This window comes from Aeribacillus sp. JST-2 (assembly GCF_056032925.1).
In genome coordinates this window covers 1-16,037 of the sequence record NZ_JBVVUU010000048.1, presented here as the reverse complement: position 1 = coordinate 16,037, position 16,037 = coordinate 1, and the positions used below count along the sequence as shown (strand labels likewise).

Annotated in this window: 16 protein-coding genes and 2 pseudogenes; 6 read left to right on the top strand and 12 right to left on the bottom strand. The window is 41.0% G+C overall.

The window, feature by feature from the left end; all coding sequences use genetic code 11:
- Positions 1-194 precede the first annotated feature (194 nt).
- The 3 genes from dapF to AC0KTX_RS14995 form a co-directional block, all read right to left on the bottom strand.
- Entirely contained in the window at positions 195-1,049 is an 855-nt protein-coding gene (gene dapF, locus AC0KTX_RS15005) for a diaminopimelate epimerase (protein WP_474252923.1), read from the bottom strand.
- A gap of 155 nt (positions 1,050-1,204) precedes the next feature.
- Positions 1,205-2,419: a NupC/NupG family nucleoside CNT transporter gene (locus tag AC0KTX_RS15000; protein WP_474252922.1), complete on the bottom strand. Its 1,215-nt coding sequence runs from the start codon at positions 2,417-2,419 to the stop codon at positions 1,205-1,207.
- An 87-nt stretch (positions 2,420-2,506) separates the two neighbouring features.
- The gene (locus AC0KTX_RS14995; protein ID WP_474252921.1) at positions 2,507-2,743 is read right to left on the bottom strand and encodes a YuzB family protein; all 237 of its coding nucleotides are present in this window, start codon (positions 2,741-2,743) and stop codon (positions 2,507-2,509) included.
- A gap of 249 nt (positions 2,744-2,992) precedes the next feature.
- Here AC0KTX_RS14995 and AC0KTX_RS14990 point away from each other — a divergent pair, with 249 nt between their 5' ends.
- The gene (locus AC0KTX_RS14990; protein ID WP_474252920.1) at positions 2,993-4,063 is read left to right on the top strand and encodes an NAD(P)/FAD-dependent oxidoreductase; all 1,071 of its coding nucleotides are present in this window, start codon (positions 2,993-2,995) and stop codon (positions 4,061-4,063) included.
- A 31-nt stretch (positions 4,064-4,094) separates the two neighbouring features.
- Here the strand turns inward: AC0KTX_RS14990 and AC0KTX_RS14985 are convergent, their stop codons facing one another.
- Positions 4,095-4,418: a YuzD family protein gene (locus tag AC0KTX_RS14985; RefSeq protein WP_474252919.1), complete on the bottom strand. Its 324-nt coding sequence runs from the start codon at positions 4,416-4,418 to the stop codon at positions 4,095-4,097.
- 60 nt (positions 4,419-4,478) lie between these two features.
- Here AC0KTX_RS14985 and AC0KTX_RS14980 point away from each other — a divergent pair.
- Positions 4,479-4,792: pseudogene (locus tag AC0KTX_RS14980) on the top strand (NifU family protein).
- Between the two features lie 35 nt (positions 4,793-4,827).
- Here AC0KTX_RS14980 and thrB read toward each other — a convergent pair.
- From thrB to AC0KTX_RS14960, 4 genes are all read right to left on the bottom strand, one after another.
- Positions 4,828-5,748: a homoserine kinase gene (gene thrB / locus AC0KTX_RS14975; protein ID WP_474252918.1), complete on the bottom strand. Its 921-nt coding sequence runs from the start codon at positions 5,746-5,748 to the stop codon at positions 4,828-4,830.
- Positions 5,745-6,806 (bottom strand): threonine synthase, encoded by a 1,062-nt coding sequence (gene thrC, locus AC0KTX_RS14970; protein WP_474252917.1) that lies wholly within the window; start codon positions 6,804-6,806, stop codon positions 5,745-5,747. The genes thrB and thrC overlap by 4 nt, the downstream gene beginning before the upstream one ends.
- A complete protein-coding gene (locus tag AC0KTX_RS14965; protein ID WP_474252916.1) occupies positions 6,803-8,110 on the bottom strand; it encodes a homoserine dehydrogenase in 1,308 nt (435 codons plus the stop codon). The genes thrC and AC0KTX_RS14965 overlap by 4 nt, the downstream gene beginning before the upstream one ends.
- 163 nt (positions 8,111-8,273) lie before the next feature.
- A complete protein-coding gene (locus AC0KTX_RS14960) occupies positions 8,274-9,236 on the bottom strand; it encodes a 2-hydroxyacid dehydrogenase (RefSeq protein WP_474252915.1) in 963 nt (320 codons plus the stop codon).
- Between the two features lie 714 nt (positions 9,237-9,950).
- Here AC0KTX_RS14960 and AC0KTX_RS14955 point away from each other — a divergent pair.
- A complete protein-coding gene (locus AC0KTX_RS14955) occupies positions 9,951-10,436 on the top strand; it encodes a phosphatidylglycerophosphatase A family protein (RefSeq protein WP_474252914.1) in 486 nt (161 codons plus the stop codon).
- Positions 10,437-10,530: 94 nt separating this feature from the next.
- Here the strand turns inward: AC0KTX_RS14955 and AC0KTX_RS14950 are convergent, their stop codons facing one another.
- Together AC0KTX_RS14950 and hepT are read right to left on the bottom strand one after the other, a co-directional pair.
- Positions 10,531-11,295, bottom strand: a complete 765-nt coding sequence (locus tag AC0KTX_RS14950) for a TIGR01457 family HAD-type hydrolase (RefSeq protein ID WP_474252913.1) — start codon at positions 11,293-11,295, stop codon at positions 10,531-10,533.
- A gap of 46 nt (positions 11,296-11,341) precedes the next feature.
- On the bottom strand, positions 11,342-11,779 hold the full coding sequence (hepT, locus tag AC0KTX_RS14945) for a type VII toxin-antitoxin system HepT family RNase toxin (protein WP_474252912.1): 438 nt from the start codon (positions 11,777-11,779) through the stop codon (positions 11,342-11,344).
- Positions 11,780-11,903: 124 nt separating this feature from the next.
- Here hepT and AC0KTX_RS14940 point away from each other — a divergent pair, with 124 nt between their 5' ends.
- Positions 11,904-12,170, top strand: coding sequence for a DUF3055 domain-containing protein (locus AC0KTX_RS14940; protein ID WP_474252911.1), 267 nt, complete (start codon positions 11,904-11,906; stop codon positions 12,168-12,170).
- Positions 12,171-12,263: 93 nt separating this feature from the next.
- Here the strand turns inward: AC0KTX_RS14940 and AC0KTX_RS14935 are convergent, their stop codons facing one another.
- Positions 12,264-12,539 (bottom strand): YutD family protein, encoded by a 276-nt coding sequence (locus AC0KTX_RS14935; RefSeq protein WP_474252924.1) that lies wholly within the window; start codon positions 12,537-12,539, stop codon positions 12,264-12,266.
- A 125-nt stretch (positions 12,540-12,664) separates the two neighbouring features.
- Between AC0KTX_RS14935 and AC0KTX_RS14930 the strand changes: the two genes are divergently transcribed.
- Positions 12,665-13,291, top strand: coding sequence for a YhcN/YlaJ family sporulation lipoprotein (locus tag AC0KTX_RS14930; RefSeq protein WP_474252910.1), 627 nt, complete (start codon positions 12,665-12,667; stop codon positions 13,289-13,291).
- 135 nt (positions 13,292-13,426) lie between these two features.
- On the opposite strand, the gene lipA is transcribed toward AC0KTX_RS14930, so the two are convergent.
- Entirely contained in the window at positions 13,427-14,323 is an 897-nt protein-coding gene (lipA, locus tag AC0KTX_RS14925) for a lipoyl synthase (RefSeq protein ID WP_474252909.1), read from the bottom strand.
- A gap of 281 nt (positions 14,324-14,604) precedes the next feature.
- On the opposite strand from lipA, the pseudogene AC0KTX_RS14920 reads away from it, so the two are divergent.
- A pseudogene (locus AC0KTX_RS14920) lies at positions 14,605-15,498 on the top strand (M23 family metallopeptidase); the annotation flags it as partial.
- Between the last annotated feature and the right edge of the window lie 539 nt (positions 15,499-16,037).

The window sequence follows — 16,037 nt, the reverse complement described above, 5'->3', positions numbered from 1 at the left end:
ACCTTTAGACCCAGTTTATTACATGTACCAATACTGGGTTTCTTCAGTATTGCCTTTTTTCGGATCATCGGACAAGGGAATTTCCAATTTCTATGATTTTTCACCTTGACATATTACCGCAGGACTTTTCAAAACTTTTTGAGTCAATTTTAGTATACCTTTTCCAAAGTTATTTCTCAAATAATCGAACTGGTTCAATAGTAAAAAATGCCTGTGCAAATGGTCTCCGCCGGACCTGTCATGAAAATGCGCCCATCTTCGGTCCAATTGATATATAAATCTCCGCCGGCAAGATGAACGACCGTTTCTTTGCCCCGGGTTGTATGGTTGTTTAAAACGGATGCAACAACCGCCGCACATGCTCCCGTTCCGCAAGCCTGTGTTACCCCCGAACCTCTTTCCCATACACGAAAATGGAGTTCATGATTGCTTATCACTTCCACAAATTCGACATTCACCCCTTCGGGAAAGCGTGCATCTTTTTCTACAATCGGTCCTAATGTCGTGAGCGGAGCGTTTTTAATATCGTCAACGAAAAAGATAAGATGGGGATTCCCCATGGAAACGGCGGTTACTTGATAGTTTCTGCCGTTAAATTCCATCGTTTCATTGATGGTTGTCTCATTGCCTTGTCCCGCCATTGGGATGTCTTTTTTTAAAAGCCTCGGCTGCCCCATATCAATCGTGACTTTGTCGACTGTCCCATTTTTTTCATGCACTTCAGCCTCGACCAGCCCTGAGAGAGTTTCAATGAAAAACTTTTTTTCCTTTACGATTTTATGTTCATAAACATATTTTGCCACACAGCGCAAACCATTGCCGCAATTTTTCCCTTCCGATCCGTCACTGTTAAAAATCCTCATTTTGACATCCGCCTGTTTTGAAGGCAACATTAAAATAAGTCCGTCAGAGCCGATGCCTGTATGAATGTTTGCAACATTTCGGGCAATATCTGCCAATTGATGCTCCGGCAATGATTCCTCAAAACCATTTACGTAAATATAGCTGTTTCCTAAGCCGTGCATTTTTGTAAATTGAAATGTTTTCATGTAATCCTCCAAAAAACAAAAAATTTATGTTTATAAGTATAAAACGTTAAAAATCTGTTGACAATAAAAATATCCCCCGTTTTCATATAGAATAAAAGCTCCCTGGGTTTTCCAGAGAGCTTTTATTTTTTTCGTTTGCAGCGAAGTTTTCAATATTAAACAAACATTCCTGCCAACGTAGCGCTCAACAAATTCGCCAGTGTTCCTGCCAACACAGCTTTTACCCCTGTGCGGGCGATATCTTGTCTTCGGTTCGGCGCCATGCCTCCAAGACCGCCGATCAAAATGGCAATCGAAGAAATGTTGGCAAATCCGCATAAAGCAAAGCTAATGATCGCTGCTGTTTTCTCCGATAAATTGTCAATGACGGGCGCAAAATTCGTATAGGCGACAAACTCATTTAAAATTAGTTTTTGGCCGATAAAGTTTCCGGCTTGAATCGCTTCATCCCAAGGAACACCGATAACAAAAGCAATCGGAGCAAAAAGATAGCCAAAAATTAGTTCAAGAGATAGGCCGCTAAAACCAAACAAGGAACCGAAACCGCCTAAAATTCCGTTTAAAAGAGCAATTAACGCAACAAATGCTAAAAGCATCGCTCCAACATTCAGCGCAAGGCTTAATCCCATCGACGCCCCTTTTGCCGCAGCATCAATCACATTGGCCGCATTTTCATCATCGGCCATTTCAACCCCTTTCAACGTCTCAGGAACCTTTGTTTCCGGAATAAACATTTTCGCCATGATCAAACCGGACGGAGCGGACATAAAACTTGCTGCAAGCAAATATTTTAGCGGAACCCCTAAAGCGGCATAGCTGAACATGACGGAACCGGCAACGGAAGCAAGGCCGCCGGTCATAACTGCAAAAAGTTCAGAATCTGTCATCTTTTTAATATAAGGTTTTACAACTAAAGGCGCTTCCGTCTGGCCGACGAAAATGTTTGCGGCAGCCGACATCGATTCAGCCCTGCTTGTCCCCAACATCTTTGAAAGGGCACCACCGATTAAGCGGATAATCCATTGCATTATTTTTAAATAATAGAGGACGGAAATGAGTGATGAAAAGAAAATGATAAGAGACAACGATTGAAAAGCAAATATAAAGCCTGATTTATTGGCATTGGCCAAGTCCCCGAAAACAAACGCAATCCCTTCGCTTGCAAATGTGTTCAGTATTTGGACTTTACTTGAAATCCATTCAAAAGCATTGCGCCCAATTTCCCATTTCAACACGATAAACGCAAACAAAACTTGAATGGCAAATCCTCCAATGATGGTGCGCCAATTGATCTTTTGTTTATTTTCCGAAAAAAGAAAAGCAATCGAAAAAATAACGACAATTCCGGCTATACCCCATAAAAAATTCACACAATCAACTCCATTAGTTTTTCGCTTCATCTAAAAAATAGCAAAAAAACCAATACCTGTCTATATTTATTTTTCCCTATTTTTATGTTAAAACATCGGATTTTCCTCTAAATAACGATAAACATTTTCGACAAGCTCATCTGCATCTTCACCTGTCACCACTTCACCATTTACAAGAGCATAAAGTGATTCATAGCACTGTCCACAATAACCTAAACAACTATATTCAATAATATCCAAGTTAGGATTTTTTTCCAACTGTTCCAGCGCTTCTTGAGATCCGCTGGCTAAGTTGCTCATGCAAAACTCAATGATTGGCTTCATCGATGACCCTCCTTGATTACCTAGTAGCCTATCATAATCTTTTTTCCCTTCTATGTCAAAACATTCAATATCATCATTCCAAATGTGCAGCAAAATTCAGCAAAAAAGCTATCATGTATAAACAAAATACATGAAAAAAACACTTTTTTTCCATGTTATATTGTGATTTTGACACAAATTCGATATACTTTGAAATGGCATTGGCTTGTTTGTTTTGATTCGGAATGAAATTTGAAAAGGAGAATACAAATGAAACATTTAGTTCTTCTTGGCGGCGGTTATGGCGGTATGCGCATTCTTCATCATTTACTCCCTCACCAATTGCCGGATGATGTGAAGATCACGCTTGTGGATAAAAACCCTTACCATTGTTTGAAAACAGAATACTATGCTTTGGCAGCCGGAACGATTTCAGATCAACACGTCCGAGTATCATTCCCCGAACATCCCCGCTTGACTGTCCAATTTGGTGAAATAACAGGCATTGATATAGAGAAAAAACAAGTTCATTTACAAAACGGACAGATTGTAACATACGATGATCTCGTTATAGGCTTGGGCTGTGAAGATAAATATCATAATATTCCCGGAGCAAGCGAATATACATGCAGCATTCAATCCATTGATCAGGCAAGGGAAACTTACCGGCGGCTCAATAATTTAACTGCGGGGACAACGGTATGTATCGTAGGAGCAGGGCTGAGCGGCGTTGAACTTGCGAGTGAACTTCGTGAAAGCAGACCGGATTTAAAAATCAAGCTGTTTGATCGGGGTAAAGTCATCTTGTCATCATTTCCTGAACGTTTAAGCAAATATGTGCAAAATTGGTTTGAAGATCATGGTGTGGAAGTGGTAAACGGGGCAAATATTACGAAGGTGGAACCAAATTGCGTATATAACCATGATGAACCGATTGAATCCGATGTGACTGTATGGACAGCCGGAATCCAACCGAATCGCATTGTAAGGGAAATGAATGTAGAAAAGGATCGGCAAGGGCGGGTCGTTTTAACAAAATATCATCATCTTCCCCAAGATGAACATGTGTTTGTTGTCGGCGATTGCGCTAGCCTCCCGCATGCACCGAGCGCGCAGCTGGCTGAGGCTCAGGCGGAGCAAATTGTTCAAGTGCTGCTAAAAAAATGGAGAAATGAACCTCTTCCAGATGAAATGCCTCCATTTAAATTAAAAGGCGTCCTCGGTTCTTTAGGCAAAAAATCCGGATTTGGAATGCTCGGAGACCGCGCTCTCACAGGCCGTGTACCTCGCTTATTAAAATCAGGAGTCCTTTGGTTGTACAAACATCATAACGGTGCGTGACGCTCATTGACCATCATCCTCAATGAGCGTTTTACACACGTTTATATCCATGTTTTTCCATCTCTTCGCATATCCGTTTTAACTTTGGGTTCCCTTCTCCTACTACTATCCCATTGATTACCACAAGCGGATAAAAATATTCTTCCGATACTACTTTTTCGGCCATTGACTTTATTTCTTCATTTTCAGGCGGAGAAAATATATCAATATAGCGAATATCAAAAGGCTGGTTTGGATATTTTCTTTTCAATGCAGCTTCCAGCCATTCAAACGTGTCTTTTGAAGAGGGAAGCTGCACACAGCCGGGGCAAATTTGTTCAGCTCCATATACACAAATCTCAACAGGCTTTTCCATCTATTATCCCTCCTTTTTCCTTATTTATTCCATATTGGAATTGGATGAAAATATGTTACAATAAAAATCGGATACATCCGAATAGATTTTGCTCTGCATTTCGAATATAATGATGATTAAGAAAGGAGTCGATCAACATGTCAGATGTACAAATAAAAGAACAAGTACAAGAAGTTTTAGATAAACTTCGTCCGTTTTTGCTCCGCGATGGCGGCGACTGTGAGTTGGTTGATGTAGAAGACGGCATTGTAAAGCTCCGCCTATTAGGCGCCTGCGGCAGCTGTCCGAGCTCTACCATCACATTGAAAGCAGGTATTGAACGCGCTCTTTTTGAAGAAGTACCGGGTGTCGTGGAAGTGGAACAAGTATTTTAAAAAGAGAAACCGGCCTAATCTGCCGGTTTTTTTCTTTATGCAAAGCTTTCTATATGCGTAAACCAAGATTTCATTCCATCCACGTCCACTTCCAATTGTGTTACTTCACAATGAGGAAAAGCTTCCTTCAGCCTCGGACGCAAAGAATGTCTTAACCCTTTTGGTGCAAAACATAAAATGGTTGGACCGGCACCGCTTAAGGCGGTTCCATATGCTCCATTCTCTTTTCCGATTTCCCGAACCTTTTTTAATTCCGGCACTAAAGATTCCCGGTAAGGCTGGTGGAAAATATCCATGTCCATCATTTTGCCAGCCAGTTCCCAATTGTTATTCAAAAGGCTTCCGACAAGAACATTGCTGACAGCGCTGGCTTTCACTGATTGCTGGAACGGAAAACTATCGGGCAATGCTCCCCTTGAATCTTTTGTATATAGGTAATATGGGGGGATGACCGCAATAATGTCTACATCTATTTTATTCGTTTTCACATAATAAGTGCGATCTTCCGTTAAAAAGCCAATAATAAGACCTCCGACAATAGAAGCGCTGGCATTATCAGGATGTCCTTCAATCTTGCTGGCAAAATGCACTTTTTCTTCGTCACTTAAATTTAATTGAGCGATCCTGTTGCATAACTCAATTCCCGCAGCAACTGCCGCTGCACTGCTGCCAAGACCTCTTGTCATCGGAATTTCACTTGATACCTCGACATGGCACGGCGGTAGTGCCACACCGTACTGTTCCGCCAATTGGGAAGCCACTTTATAAATCAAATTATTTTGCCCTTCCGGAATGTCCGCAACTTCCTCACTGACCGGTTTGAATGTCCATTTCTCAGCCAGCTTGACGGTTAACGTTAAATAACGATTTAAAGCAAGTCCAACGGAATCAAACCCCGGTCCGAGATTGGCAGTGCTTCCCGGAACTTGAATCTTTAACATGTCACCTTCTTTCATAAATATCCATCTCCTTTGAGATGGTTCACGACCGCTTGCTTGTCATTTGGCAGAACGACCGGTTGAATAGCCGAAGCATCAATCGCCGTATTCGGGTCTTTCAAACCATTGCCTGTTAAAACGGCCACAACGGTGCTTCCTGCTTGTATTTTTCCTGATTTGACATCTTTGATGACCCCGGCGACAGAGGCGCTCGAAGCAGGTTCGGCAAAAACTCCTTCTGTCTTCGCAAGCAGCTTGTATGCTTCTAAAATTTCATCATCGGTTACCATATCAATTTTTCCGCCCGATTCTTCAGCCGCTTTTACAGCAAACTCCCAGCTGGCAGGATTTCCAATACGGATGGCTGTCGCAATGGTTTCAGGGTTTTCGATCACCCGGTTTTTCACGATAGCAGCAGCGCCTTCCGCTTCAAATCCATGCATTTTCGGAAGACCTGTCTGATGTCGCTCATGAAACTCTTTAAATCCTTTCCAATAAGCAGTAATATTTCCGGCATTTCCGACCGGAATGGCCAAGAAGTCAGGCGCTTTCCCCAGCTGTTCGCATACTTCAAACGCCGCCGTTTTTTGTCCTTCAATGCGGTACGGATTCACAGAGTTGACGAGCGTAATCGGCATTTCCTTGCAGATTTCCCGAACCATCTTCAACGCATCATCAAAATTACCCTCGATGGCTATTATTTCCGCGCCATACATGACAGCTTGGGCGAGCTTTCCAAAGGCAATTTTTCCATTCGGAATAATCACAATCGAGCGCAATCCCGCTCTGGCCGCATACGCAGCCGCCGCCGCAGAAGTATTTCCTGTGGAAGCACACATGACAGTAGTGCTTCCCTCTTCCTTCGCCTTTGCTACCGCCATGACCATTCCCCGGTCTTTAAAAGAACCGGTTGGATTGGCTCCTTCTGTCTTGACATAAAGCTTAATGTTTAACTGTTCCGAAAGTTTTTCCAAATATATGAGGGGCGTGTTGCCCTCATTTAAAGTTAGCATCGGTGTTTTATCAGTTACAGGTAAAAATTGTTTATATTTCGCAATTAATCCATCCCATTTCATAATAAGCCGTTCCCTTCTACTCGATAAGTACTTTTTACTTCTTTTACCACTTGCAAATCGCGAAGCTCCATTAAGATTTCTTCAATGTCTTTTTTCGATGCTTTATGCGTAACAATGACGATTTCTGCTAATCCATCGACATTCAAAGGCAATTGCAGGATTTTTTCAAAACTTACCCCACGGTCAGAGAAAAGAGAGGTAATTTTTGAAAATGCCCCAACTTGATCTTCAACATGAATTCTTAAAAAATATTGGGCAAAAATTTCTTCGGGCCCTTTTAGTTGTTTCTCATATTGGGGAGCTACCGCACTTCTTCCGTTTACACCAAGCCGCATATTTTTCAAAACTCCGACGAGGTCGGAAACAACAGCTGTTGCAGTCGGCAAGCTTCCTGCGCCCGGACCGTAAAACATCGTTTCCCCAACGGCCTCTCCGTACACGTAAACCGCATTATATTCGTCCTGAACGGATGCAAGCGGATGATGATCAGGCAGGAGGGCTGGCTGAACGCTTACCTCAATTTTTTCGCCGCTGCGATGGGCAATGCCAATCAATTTCATTGTATAACCAAGCCGTTGACTGTAATGAATGTCTTCCTCCGTAATGCCGGTTATTCCTTTTACGTCTACATCCTCCAGATCAACATCCATTGAAAAGCCAAGGCGGGCTAGTATCGCCATTTTCCTTGCAGCATCCAATCCTTCCACATCGGAAGTCGGATCCGCTTCAGCATAACCAAGCCGTTGCGCTTCTTTTAACACCTCTTCATAAGGTGTGCCATACTTCGACATCTTTGTCAAAATATAATTTGTTGTACCGTTCACAATGCCCATCATTTTTGTAATTCTGTCTGATGCCAAACCATCTACAAGCGTCCGCAAAATCGGAATGCCGCCCGCAACGCTTGCTTCATAAAAAAGATCGCAGCCGTTTTCCGTTGCTGTCTTGAGCAATTCGGTGCCATAGACTGCCATCAAATCTTTATTGGCTGTCACAACATGTTTTTTGCGAAATAATGCTTCGAGCAAATAATCTTTTGTTTTTTCAATCCCGCCCATCACTTCAATGACCACATCGATTTCCGGATCTTCAATTACATCTCGAACATTTGTCGTTAACAGTGCGGCATCTACATGAACCTGTCTCTTTTTATTTACATCTTTTACAAGAATTTTTTTCACCTTCACTGGGCAGCCAATCAAATGCATTAATTTATCTTGATGATCTTCAATAATTTTCACGACCCCGCTGCCAACAGTTCCCAATCCCAACAATCCAACCGAAATAGATTCCAACCAATTCATCTCCCTTTTGTATATTTATAAAAGACACTTGTCTCTTCCTGAAAGACAAAAAACTGTTTTTATAAGACATTATAAAGTTCAATTATTGATTTTACAAGGCAATTTCAGAAAAATATTGATGGAAGCGCTTCATCCATCATGAAAAGGGAAAAATGGATTGGTATTATTTTACAACTTCCGTTATCGGCTTCTCCCCGGTTAACACTCTTTTAATGTTTTCAACGCAAAGCCGGATCATTCCTTCACGCGTTTCTTTACTGGCACTTCCAATATGAGGCAAAGCCACCACTTGTTTAAATTTCAATAACGGATGATCCGGTCCAATCGGCTCCTCTTGAAATACATCCAGCCCGCAGCCAGCGATTTCTCCGTTTTCCAAAGCTTTATATAAAGCATGTTCATCAACCGTCGCCCCTCTGCCGACATTTACAAAAATACCGGTCTTCTTCATTTTTTTGAATGCCTGCTCATTAAATAAATTCCTTGTTTCGTCTGTTAAAGGTGCAACATTGACAACAAAATCAGCTTTTTCAAGAAGTTCGGGAAATGGACAATATATAGCACCAAGCTCCTTTTCCAATTGCGGTTTTTTTCTGCGGCTATAATATAAAACGTCCATTTCAAAACCTTTCGCCCGTCTTGCGATGGCTGAACCTATTTTTCCCATGCCTACGATGCCGATCGTTTTATGATGGATATCGCTCCCTGCCAACAAAAACGGCGACCATCCGCTCCATTCCCCTTTTTTTACAAATTCTGCCGCTTCGACAATTCTTCGTGCCGTCGCCATAAGCAGGGCAAATGCTAAATCAGCCGTCGTATCAGTCAATACATCCGGCGTGTTTGTCACTGTCACGCCGAAATTTTTTGCTGCTTCTAAATCAATATTGTCATAGCCGACCGCCAAATTGGCCACAACTTTTAATCGCTTCGCCGCCTGGAACAGCTCGCCGTTTACTTGATCGGAAAGCGTCGTAAAAAGGGCAACCGCCTCCTGCGCTTTATCAAGCAGCATCGATCTTGGACAGGGGGAATCTTCCTTCCACATTTCCACAGTGCCGATCGAATAAAGAGGCTCCAATAATTCATGCGGCAAATTTCTTGTGACAAAGATCGTTGGACTCATGTGCGGAAACACTCCTCCTTTTTTTATCTCCATCATACCATATTGAAAAGAAAAAACGCCTTTACCACCATGAAATTTTTGGGATGGTCAGCAGTTTTTTCCCTCTAAATATTTGCGTTTTCGCTTCAGCCTATATTATAATGCGGTCACCATTCAATAAATCATTGATCCAATTTACTGAACCTTCCTTTATTTTTCATTCCAAAAAACTCCAGCTGATTTAGCCGCCTTCCCCACATATGCTTCCATTTTCCGATTTTCTTTATTTCCACAGCCTTATAAGGGGAACATTCTTCCTTTTTCGTGAAAACGAGCCAACTCTTGACCTCCGCGACACTCTTTTCTCCTTTAGAAAGAAACATAGCAAAAGTGCTTCCAGCATGTTTAAATGTAAGTCTGCCCTCCATCGTTAAGGAAAAACGGCTGTATTCATCAATCCTATCCATGAATAGATTGCTTAATTGATACATTTCATTAAATTAAACGAACAATGAAACAAATGTCTCTCCCTGTTTAAAATGCCTTCCATCTACCAAAAGAAAGCGGCTCCTGAAGCACTTTAAATCGGCAGCAGTTTTCCAAAGCCTCTTCATCGCAAGTTCCCTCCCCTAAGGTTTTTAAAACATGACAATATAATAAATGAATTTTTGCCGAAAACTATAACATGTTAACCATTTATTGCGTATACAATATTAAAAAGATAGGGTGAAAATGATGGAACATGTAAACCAAACGGCTAGAGAATGGCTTAAAGAAAGAGGAGTAAAACCTGAAGATATTGCAGACCTGGTTTATTATTTGCAAAGCCAATATTATCCAAACTTATCCAAGGAGGAAGCACTCAAAAATGTGGAAAGAGTTCTTGAAAAAAGAGAAGTGCAAAATGCAATTTTAACCGGCATTCAATTGGATGTTCTGGCCGAACAGGGATTACTAAAGGAACCGCTTCAAACAATGATCCGCACAGACGAAAGTCTTTACGGCATCGATGAAATTCTTGCATTTTCCATCGTGAATATTTATGGTTCAATTGGATTTACCAATTACGGTTACATCGATAAACAAAAACCGGGCATTCTTTCATTTTTAAACGATAAAAGCACCGGAATGTGTCACACGTTTTTAGATGATATCGTCGGAGCGATTGCAGCAGCAGCATCGAGCAGATTCGCCCATCGGTCTGCTGGCTCGGAACAATAATTTTTTTCTTGTTTCTGATGAAAAAGCTGTTTTTTGTTGATAAAATGGTTGGCTGCCCATAGGTCTTGAACCTGATGGGCAGTCTGTTGATCAGTTATACAATCCATTCGCTGAGGGAATGAACGGTATATGTCGGCTGGACAACTTTATCTTTTAAATGCTCTTTTTTTGTTACGCCAGTATGGACAAGAAGGGTATCAAGCCCGCTGTTGATGCCTGCCATAATATCTGTATCATAGTTATCGCCGACAAGCAAAGTTTCCTCTTTTTTCTTATTTAACAAATGTAAAGCTTGTTCCACAATGATCGTTTGTGGTTTTCCGATAAAAATCGGCTTGATTCCAGTTGAAACCGTAATCACCGATGTCAATGAACCGTTTCCGGGAAGCAGCCCCCTCTCTGTTGGGATGGCGGCATCCGCATTTGTTGAAATAAATGTTGCCCCTTCACGAACAGCAAGACAAGCTTTGGCGAGCTTTTCATAATTAATTCTCCGATCAATGCCGATGACGACAAAATCCGGATTTTTCTCCACAAAGCGAAACCCTTTCTCCTTTAAAGCCTCCTGAAGCCCCTCTTCACCGATGACATAAACAGAAGCGTCCGGTTTTTTCTTGAAAATAAAATTGGCAGTCGCAAGACTGGATGTAAACACTTGCTCTTCTTCTGCGGGAATATCAAAATTTCTTAATTTTTCGGCAACCTGTTTTGGCGTTTTGGCTGAGTTGTTTGTCAAATATAAAAAAGGGATGCCTTTATCTTTCAGCCTTTTGACAAACCCTTCAGCTTCTATAATTTTCTCTGCACCTTTGTACATCGTGCCATCCAGATCAATAAGATAGCCATTATATTTTTTCACACCCTTTTCACTCCTTGAATGATTTGCAAACGCTTTTTCAACAGGCTTAATGTTTAAAAGCGTTGACAGGCCCAAGTTCATCTTCCAAATAAGAACGAACCCGCTGCACAAAGTGTTTCAATACCGGCAAATATGTTTTGATCGTTTCCTCCAGCTCCGGATGGCGGATGTCCAAATAATTTTGCACAAGTATTTTGCGGAATGATATCAACCGTTTTAACCCCTCTGCTTCCGCTTTTCCTACAACGGATTCATCAGTCAAAATATCTATGATGTCTTCATAGCTCCCCGGATCTCTCATAATAAACCCATCAATTATCCCGTTTCCGATGTCCAAAACCGTTTCGATCATCATTTGGGCAATCCGTTCGAGCGCTTTTTGTTCCACTTCCGTTTCCCATGTTTGCTGGTTTTCAAAAATGTTTGCAAGCTTTTCTAAATAATCAATCGTCGCTTCAATCTTTTCCCTGTCTACAAAATACATATTGATTCCTTCCTTTTTATGAAGTTATGATCCGTTTTTATTTTAACATAGAATAAATCTTGCATTATCTTCTTTTCTGCACCTTGTGCTACAATGGCAATTAGGACGAAATGGAGGGAATAAAATGAGCGAACGCTTTTATTTGTATGATGAGTTGGTTGAAACAAAAACGAGGTTTGTCAGTTTTATGGGCAAAAACCAACGCTTTGACTTGGCGATCATTCAATCGGATCGTTATTACGGCAAACATCTCGTATTAAACTTGCAAAGCAATCGTTATGCCATTATTGGAGAAGACGATTTAAAAGAACCCGGTTATTTGGAAGAAATTTTTCAATTGAATGAAGAAGACGGTGATGAACTCAGGGAATTTTTACATGAAATCGTCTAAAAACAGTACGCTCCGTTTCATGCAGTTCAAATACGGGAAAACCGCACGGAGGCCAAATATTGGGACGGCTCCTGAGCCGCCCCAAGTTTTCTTTTATTTTTTTATTTTCTTCAGCACAAAATATGCGCATCCGAAATTGCAATACTCATAAAGATATTCATCCAATGTGCTGATCTTCGTGTCATGGGTGGCTCTTTGATTTTGGTCGTCATAAAAACCTCTTAACCGCAACTGATTATACCCCCAATCGCCGACGATATAATCATATTTATTTAAAATCTCGCTGTATCTCGATTTAAACGCTTCTTCATTAAAGCCGTTTTTAAATTCTTTTACCAATTCAAACGTCTGATTATAAATGGTAATCATCAAATCAATTCCCACCTTATTTGCTTCAATATATTTTTTATCTTAATCCAATCGCCATTCTCCATCAATTGCCTAACAACATTTTTTTGAAAACGGCCATCCTAATGTAGGAGGAGGTGTTGGAAATGAGAATTCTTCAATTGATTCCGATTATGGCAATATCATTGGCGGTAAGCGGCTGTCAATATGATGAAAACCGGGAAGGAATTTATAAAGAAAACGGCAACACGCTGAATGTAACCGATACAAATGAGTTAAACAACGGCAATGATAACAAGGAAAGCTTCGGATATGTCCGCCATCAAAAAAGCCCGACTGCAGGAACAGAAAAAACGATTTTAACCACTCCCGCCATAAATCGTGAGAAAACTGCGGATATCATCAGCAGGCTTGCCGTACAGCTTCCGAATGTCAATGATGCGGCAACACTTGTGACAGATGAAGAAGTATTGGTTGTTTATGATGCGGATTCCAATGATCGCTTTGAAACAGCAGACCAAGTAAAAAGAACGGCAGCGTCTGTTGTGCCAAGATATTTCCATATTTATGTATCAGATAATCCAAATCTGATCAATGAAATCGAGACATACAGCACATTAGATGGCGACTCGGCAAACATTGACCGAAACATCGATCAAATAATTCAAAGAATGAGAAAATCTCCGCAAGGAAGAAAATTAAGCAATAGTGAAAATGAAAATGGCGAAGAATACGGAGAAAGGAACACAATGCCGAATCAGAAGAACCGATAAACAAAAGGAGGAAAATCTACGACAGATTTTTTTACTCCAAAAGAAATTAACTTTCAAGGGTCCTGTTGACTTGAAATCTCAAACTTTCTTATAGGTGAAGCAAAGCCGCCAAGAACTGATCTTGACGACTTTGCTTTATGCTTTTGCCTGCCGCTGTTTAGCTGCTTCATTTACTTGTTCATCCGCATGGTAGGAGGAACGAACTAAAGGACCTGCTTCACAGTGGCTAAATCCTTTGGAAAGAGCAATTTCTTTCAACTCGGCAAATTCATCCGGATGATAATATTTTTGGACTTTTAAATGTTTTTTTGTCGGCTGTAAATATTGGCCGATTGTCATAATATCGACGTGATTGGCGCGGAGATCGTCCATTGCTTCAATTATTTCTTCTTTTGTTTCCCCGAGTCCAATCATGATGCTGGATTTTGTTGGAATGTCGGGATTGATTTCTTTTGCGCGGCGCAAAAATTCCAAAGAACGTTCATATGTTGCCCGCGCCCGAACTCTTGGAGTTAATCTCCGAACGGTTTCAATATTGTGGTTCAAAATATCCGGTTTGGCATCCATTAATGTTTTTAAGTTTTCATATACCCCGCCCATATCGGAAGGGAGAACTTCAATCGTTGTAAACGGGTTTTTTCGTCTGACCGCTCGAACCGTTTCAGCAAATACTGCGGCGCCTCCATCTTTTAAATCATCCCGGGCAACGGCAGTAATAACAACATGTTTTAAATTCATCAAGCGGACGGATTCGGCGACGCGTTCCGGCTCCTGCCAATCAAGTTCAGTCGGAAGTCCAGTTTTTACCGCACAAAATCGGCATGCACGTGTACAAACACTGCCTAAAATCATGAAGGTCGCCGTTCTCCTTACAGCCCAACATTCATGAATATTCGGGCATTTTGCCTCTTCACAAACAGTATGGAGCCTTTGTTCACGCATCAGTTTTTTTAGGCCTGTATAATTTTCATTTGTATTTAATTTTATTTTCAGCCATTCGGGCTTCCGTAAATATTCTTCTTTTTTTGCCATCTTTATCATCTCCACTATGTAAAAGTCATAAATTGAACCACTCACTATAGTCAATGTAACATATGAATTTATGTAGGACAAGAAAAAGGGTTAACTAATTCCCTCTATTTTCCAATTATTGAAACACCTCTTTTTCCCTACAATATACTTGAAAATACAGAAAGGAGTTCGGCAATCAAGTGGTTGGAAAACGAATCGTCTTAGTGGCCTTGTTTTTCTTTTCGATGACGCTGCCTATTGAAGCGGCCGATAGAGAAAATGAGCAACAAGAAAACATTCAGCGAATGAGTTTATATAAAAAAGTAGAAGCGATCACCCATATCCCTTGGTATGTTTTAGCTGCCAGCGATCAATATGAGCGCAATATCAGAAAAATCAGAAATGATCTTCCAAAGCCAAAAGGAGTCATTAGTATTTACATCCCTCCTGAGAAATGGGCAGGATCTACCAATCCGAATTTAGAAGATGTAAATCCGGTTAGCATCCAGCTTTTCGGTGGCATTGGAATGGACGGAAACGGAGACGGCAAGGCTGATTTCAATAATGATGAAGATATTTTATACAGTTTTGCCTATTTTTTGTCCAAATATGGGGTTGACTTAGAAAACATAAAAATAGGTTTATGGTCTTATTATCGACGCGACAAAACGGTTGGGATTATTTTAGGCCATATGAAGCTGTTCAAACATTACGGACATCTCCAATTAAATGAACATGCGTTCCCTCTTCCCGTTCACTCAGACTATAGCTACAAAAACACATGGGGAGATGCACGAGGATGGGGCGGAAGGAGAATTCATGAAGGGACAGATATATTCGCCCATTACGGCGTTCCGGTTCGTTCCACTTGCTACGGCATTGTCGAAATGAAAGGCTGGAACCGTTATGGAGGCTGGCGGATCGGTATTCGCGACATCAACAATACGTATCATTATTTCGGCCATTTAAATGGTTTTGCCAAAAACATTGATATCGGACAGATTGTTGAACCAGGCCAAATAATCGGATCGGTAGGAAGCAGCGGATACGGTCCCCCCGGGACATCCGGCAAATTTCCGCCGCACTTGCATTACGGTATGTATAAAGACAACGGCAGAACCGAATGGTCATTTGACCCGTTTCCTCATTTGAAGCTTTGGGAACGGCAAGAATGGCAAAAACGAAAAAAATCATGAAATTGCCTTATCCATATGCAATTATTAAATTGAAGAAAAACGGGCGTAGCCATCTGCGCCCGGTTCTTTTCCTTTTAGCAATTATATCTCTACAAAAATTCACCATTTCCTCTTTTTTTCAACTTTTTTGCTTCCGCTGTTCCTGTTTCCAACGAACCTCCCAAGCAGCTATCCTGCTGTCCCTTGCATTGATAACACGCAAATTATTTTTCCATTATTTAACAACCCGCATATCAATATATCCTTAACTGCTATAATGCTAACACAATGTTGCAGTAATGGCTGTAAACGGATGATGCCTATTTTAAACTGCAGCAGGGAAAATCATAAAAAAACATTTTCACATTAGCATTGCATAAATATAGTTAGAATTTTCTGTTAATTATTTTTTGTGAATTTGTGCCAAAAAGACAAAGCCTAAAGAAAGGTGGCACTGTCCATTTGGTAAATATATACAGTTATACCAGAGCGACAACGACAAAAGGGAGATTATGGACTGGCTCGCCCATCAAATTTTCGCAACCAAACATAAGCTGGTT

Excerpts from the sequence above, each read along its gene's own strand:
- AC0KTX_RS14965 (WP_474252916.1), bottom strand. The coding sequence starts at position 8,110 with ATGAATTGGTTGGAATCTATTTCGGTTGGATTGTTGGGATTGGGAACT.
- AC0KTX_RS14935 (WP_474252924.1), bottom strand. The coding sequence starts at position 12,539 with ATGATTACCATTTATAATCAGACGTTTGAATTGGTAAAAGAATTTAAA.
- AC0KTX_RS14930 (WP_474252910.1), top strand. The coding sequence starts at position 12,665 with ATGAGAATTCTTCAATTGATTCCGATTATGGCAATATCATTGGCGGTA.
- thrB (WP_474252918.1), bottom strand. The coding sequence starts at position 5,748 with ATGAAAGAAGGTGACATGTTAAAGATTCAAGTTCCGGGAAGCACTGCC.
- AC0KTX_RS14940 (WP_474252911.1), top strand. The coding sequence starts at position 11,904 with ATGAGCGAACGCTTTTATTTGTATGATGAGTTGGTTGAAACAAAAACG.
- thrC (WP_474252917.1), bottom strand. The coding sequence starts at position 6,806 with ATGAAATGGGATGGATTAATTGCGAAATATAAACAATTTTTACCTGTA.
- hepT (WP_474252912.1), bottom strand. The coding sequence starts at position 11,779 with ATGTATTTTGTAGACAGGGAAAAGATTGAAGCGACGATTGATTATTTA.
- AC0KTX_RS14955 (WP_474252914.1), top strand. The coding sequence starts at position 9,951 with ATGGAACATGTAAACCAAACGGCTAGAGAATGGCTTAAAGAAAGAGGA.
- AC0KTX_RS14985 (WP_474252919.1), bottom strand. The coding sequence starts at position 4,418 with ATGGAAAAGCCTGTTGAGATTTGTGTATATGGAGCTGAACAAATTTGC.
- AC0KTX_RS14995 (WP_474252921.1), bottom strand. The coding sequence starts at position 2,743 with ATGAAGCCAATCATTGAGTTTTGCATGAGCAACTTAGCCAGCGGATCT.
- AC0KTX_RS14990 (WP_474252920.1), top strand. The coding sequence starts at position 2,993 with ATGAAACATTTAGTTCTTCTTGGCGGCGGTTATGGCGGTATGCGCATT.
- lipA (WP_474252909.1), bottom strand. The coding sequence starts at position 14,323 with ATGGCAAAAAAAGAAGAATATTTACGGAAGCCCGAATGGCTGAAAATA.
- AC0KTX_RS14960 (WP_474252915.1), bottom strand. The coding sequence starts at position 9,236 with ATGAGTCCAACGATCTTTGTCACAAGAAATTTGCCGCATGAATTATTG.
- dapF (WP_474252923.1), bottom strand. The coding sequence starts at position 1,049 with ATGAAAACATTTCAATTTACAAAAATGCACGGCTTAGGAAACAGCTAT.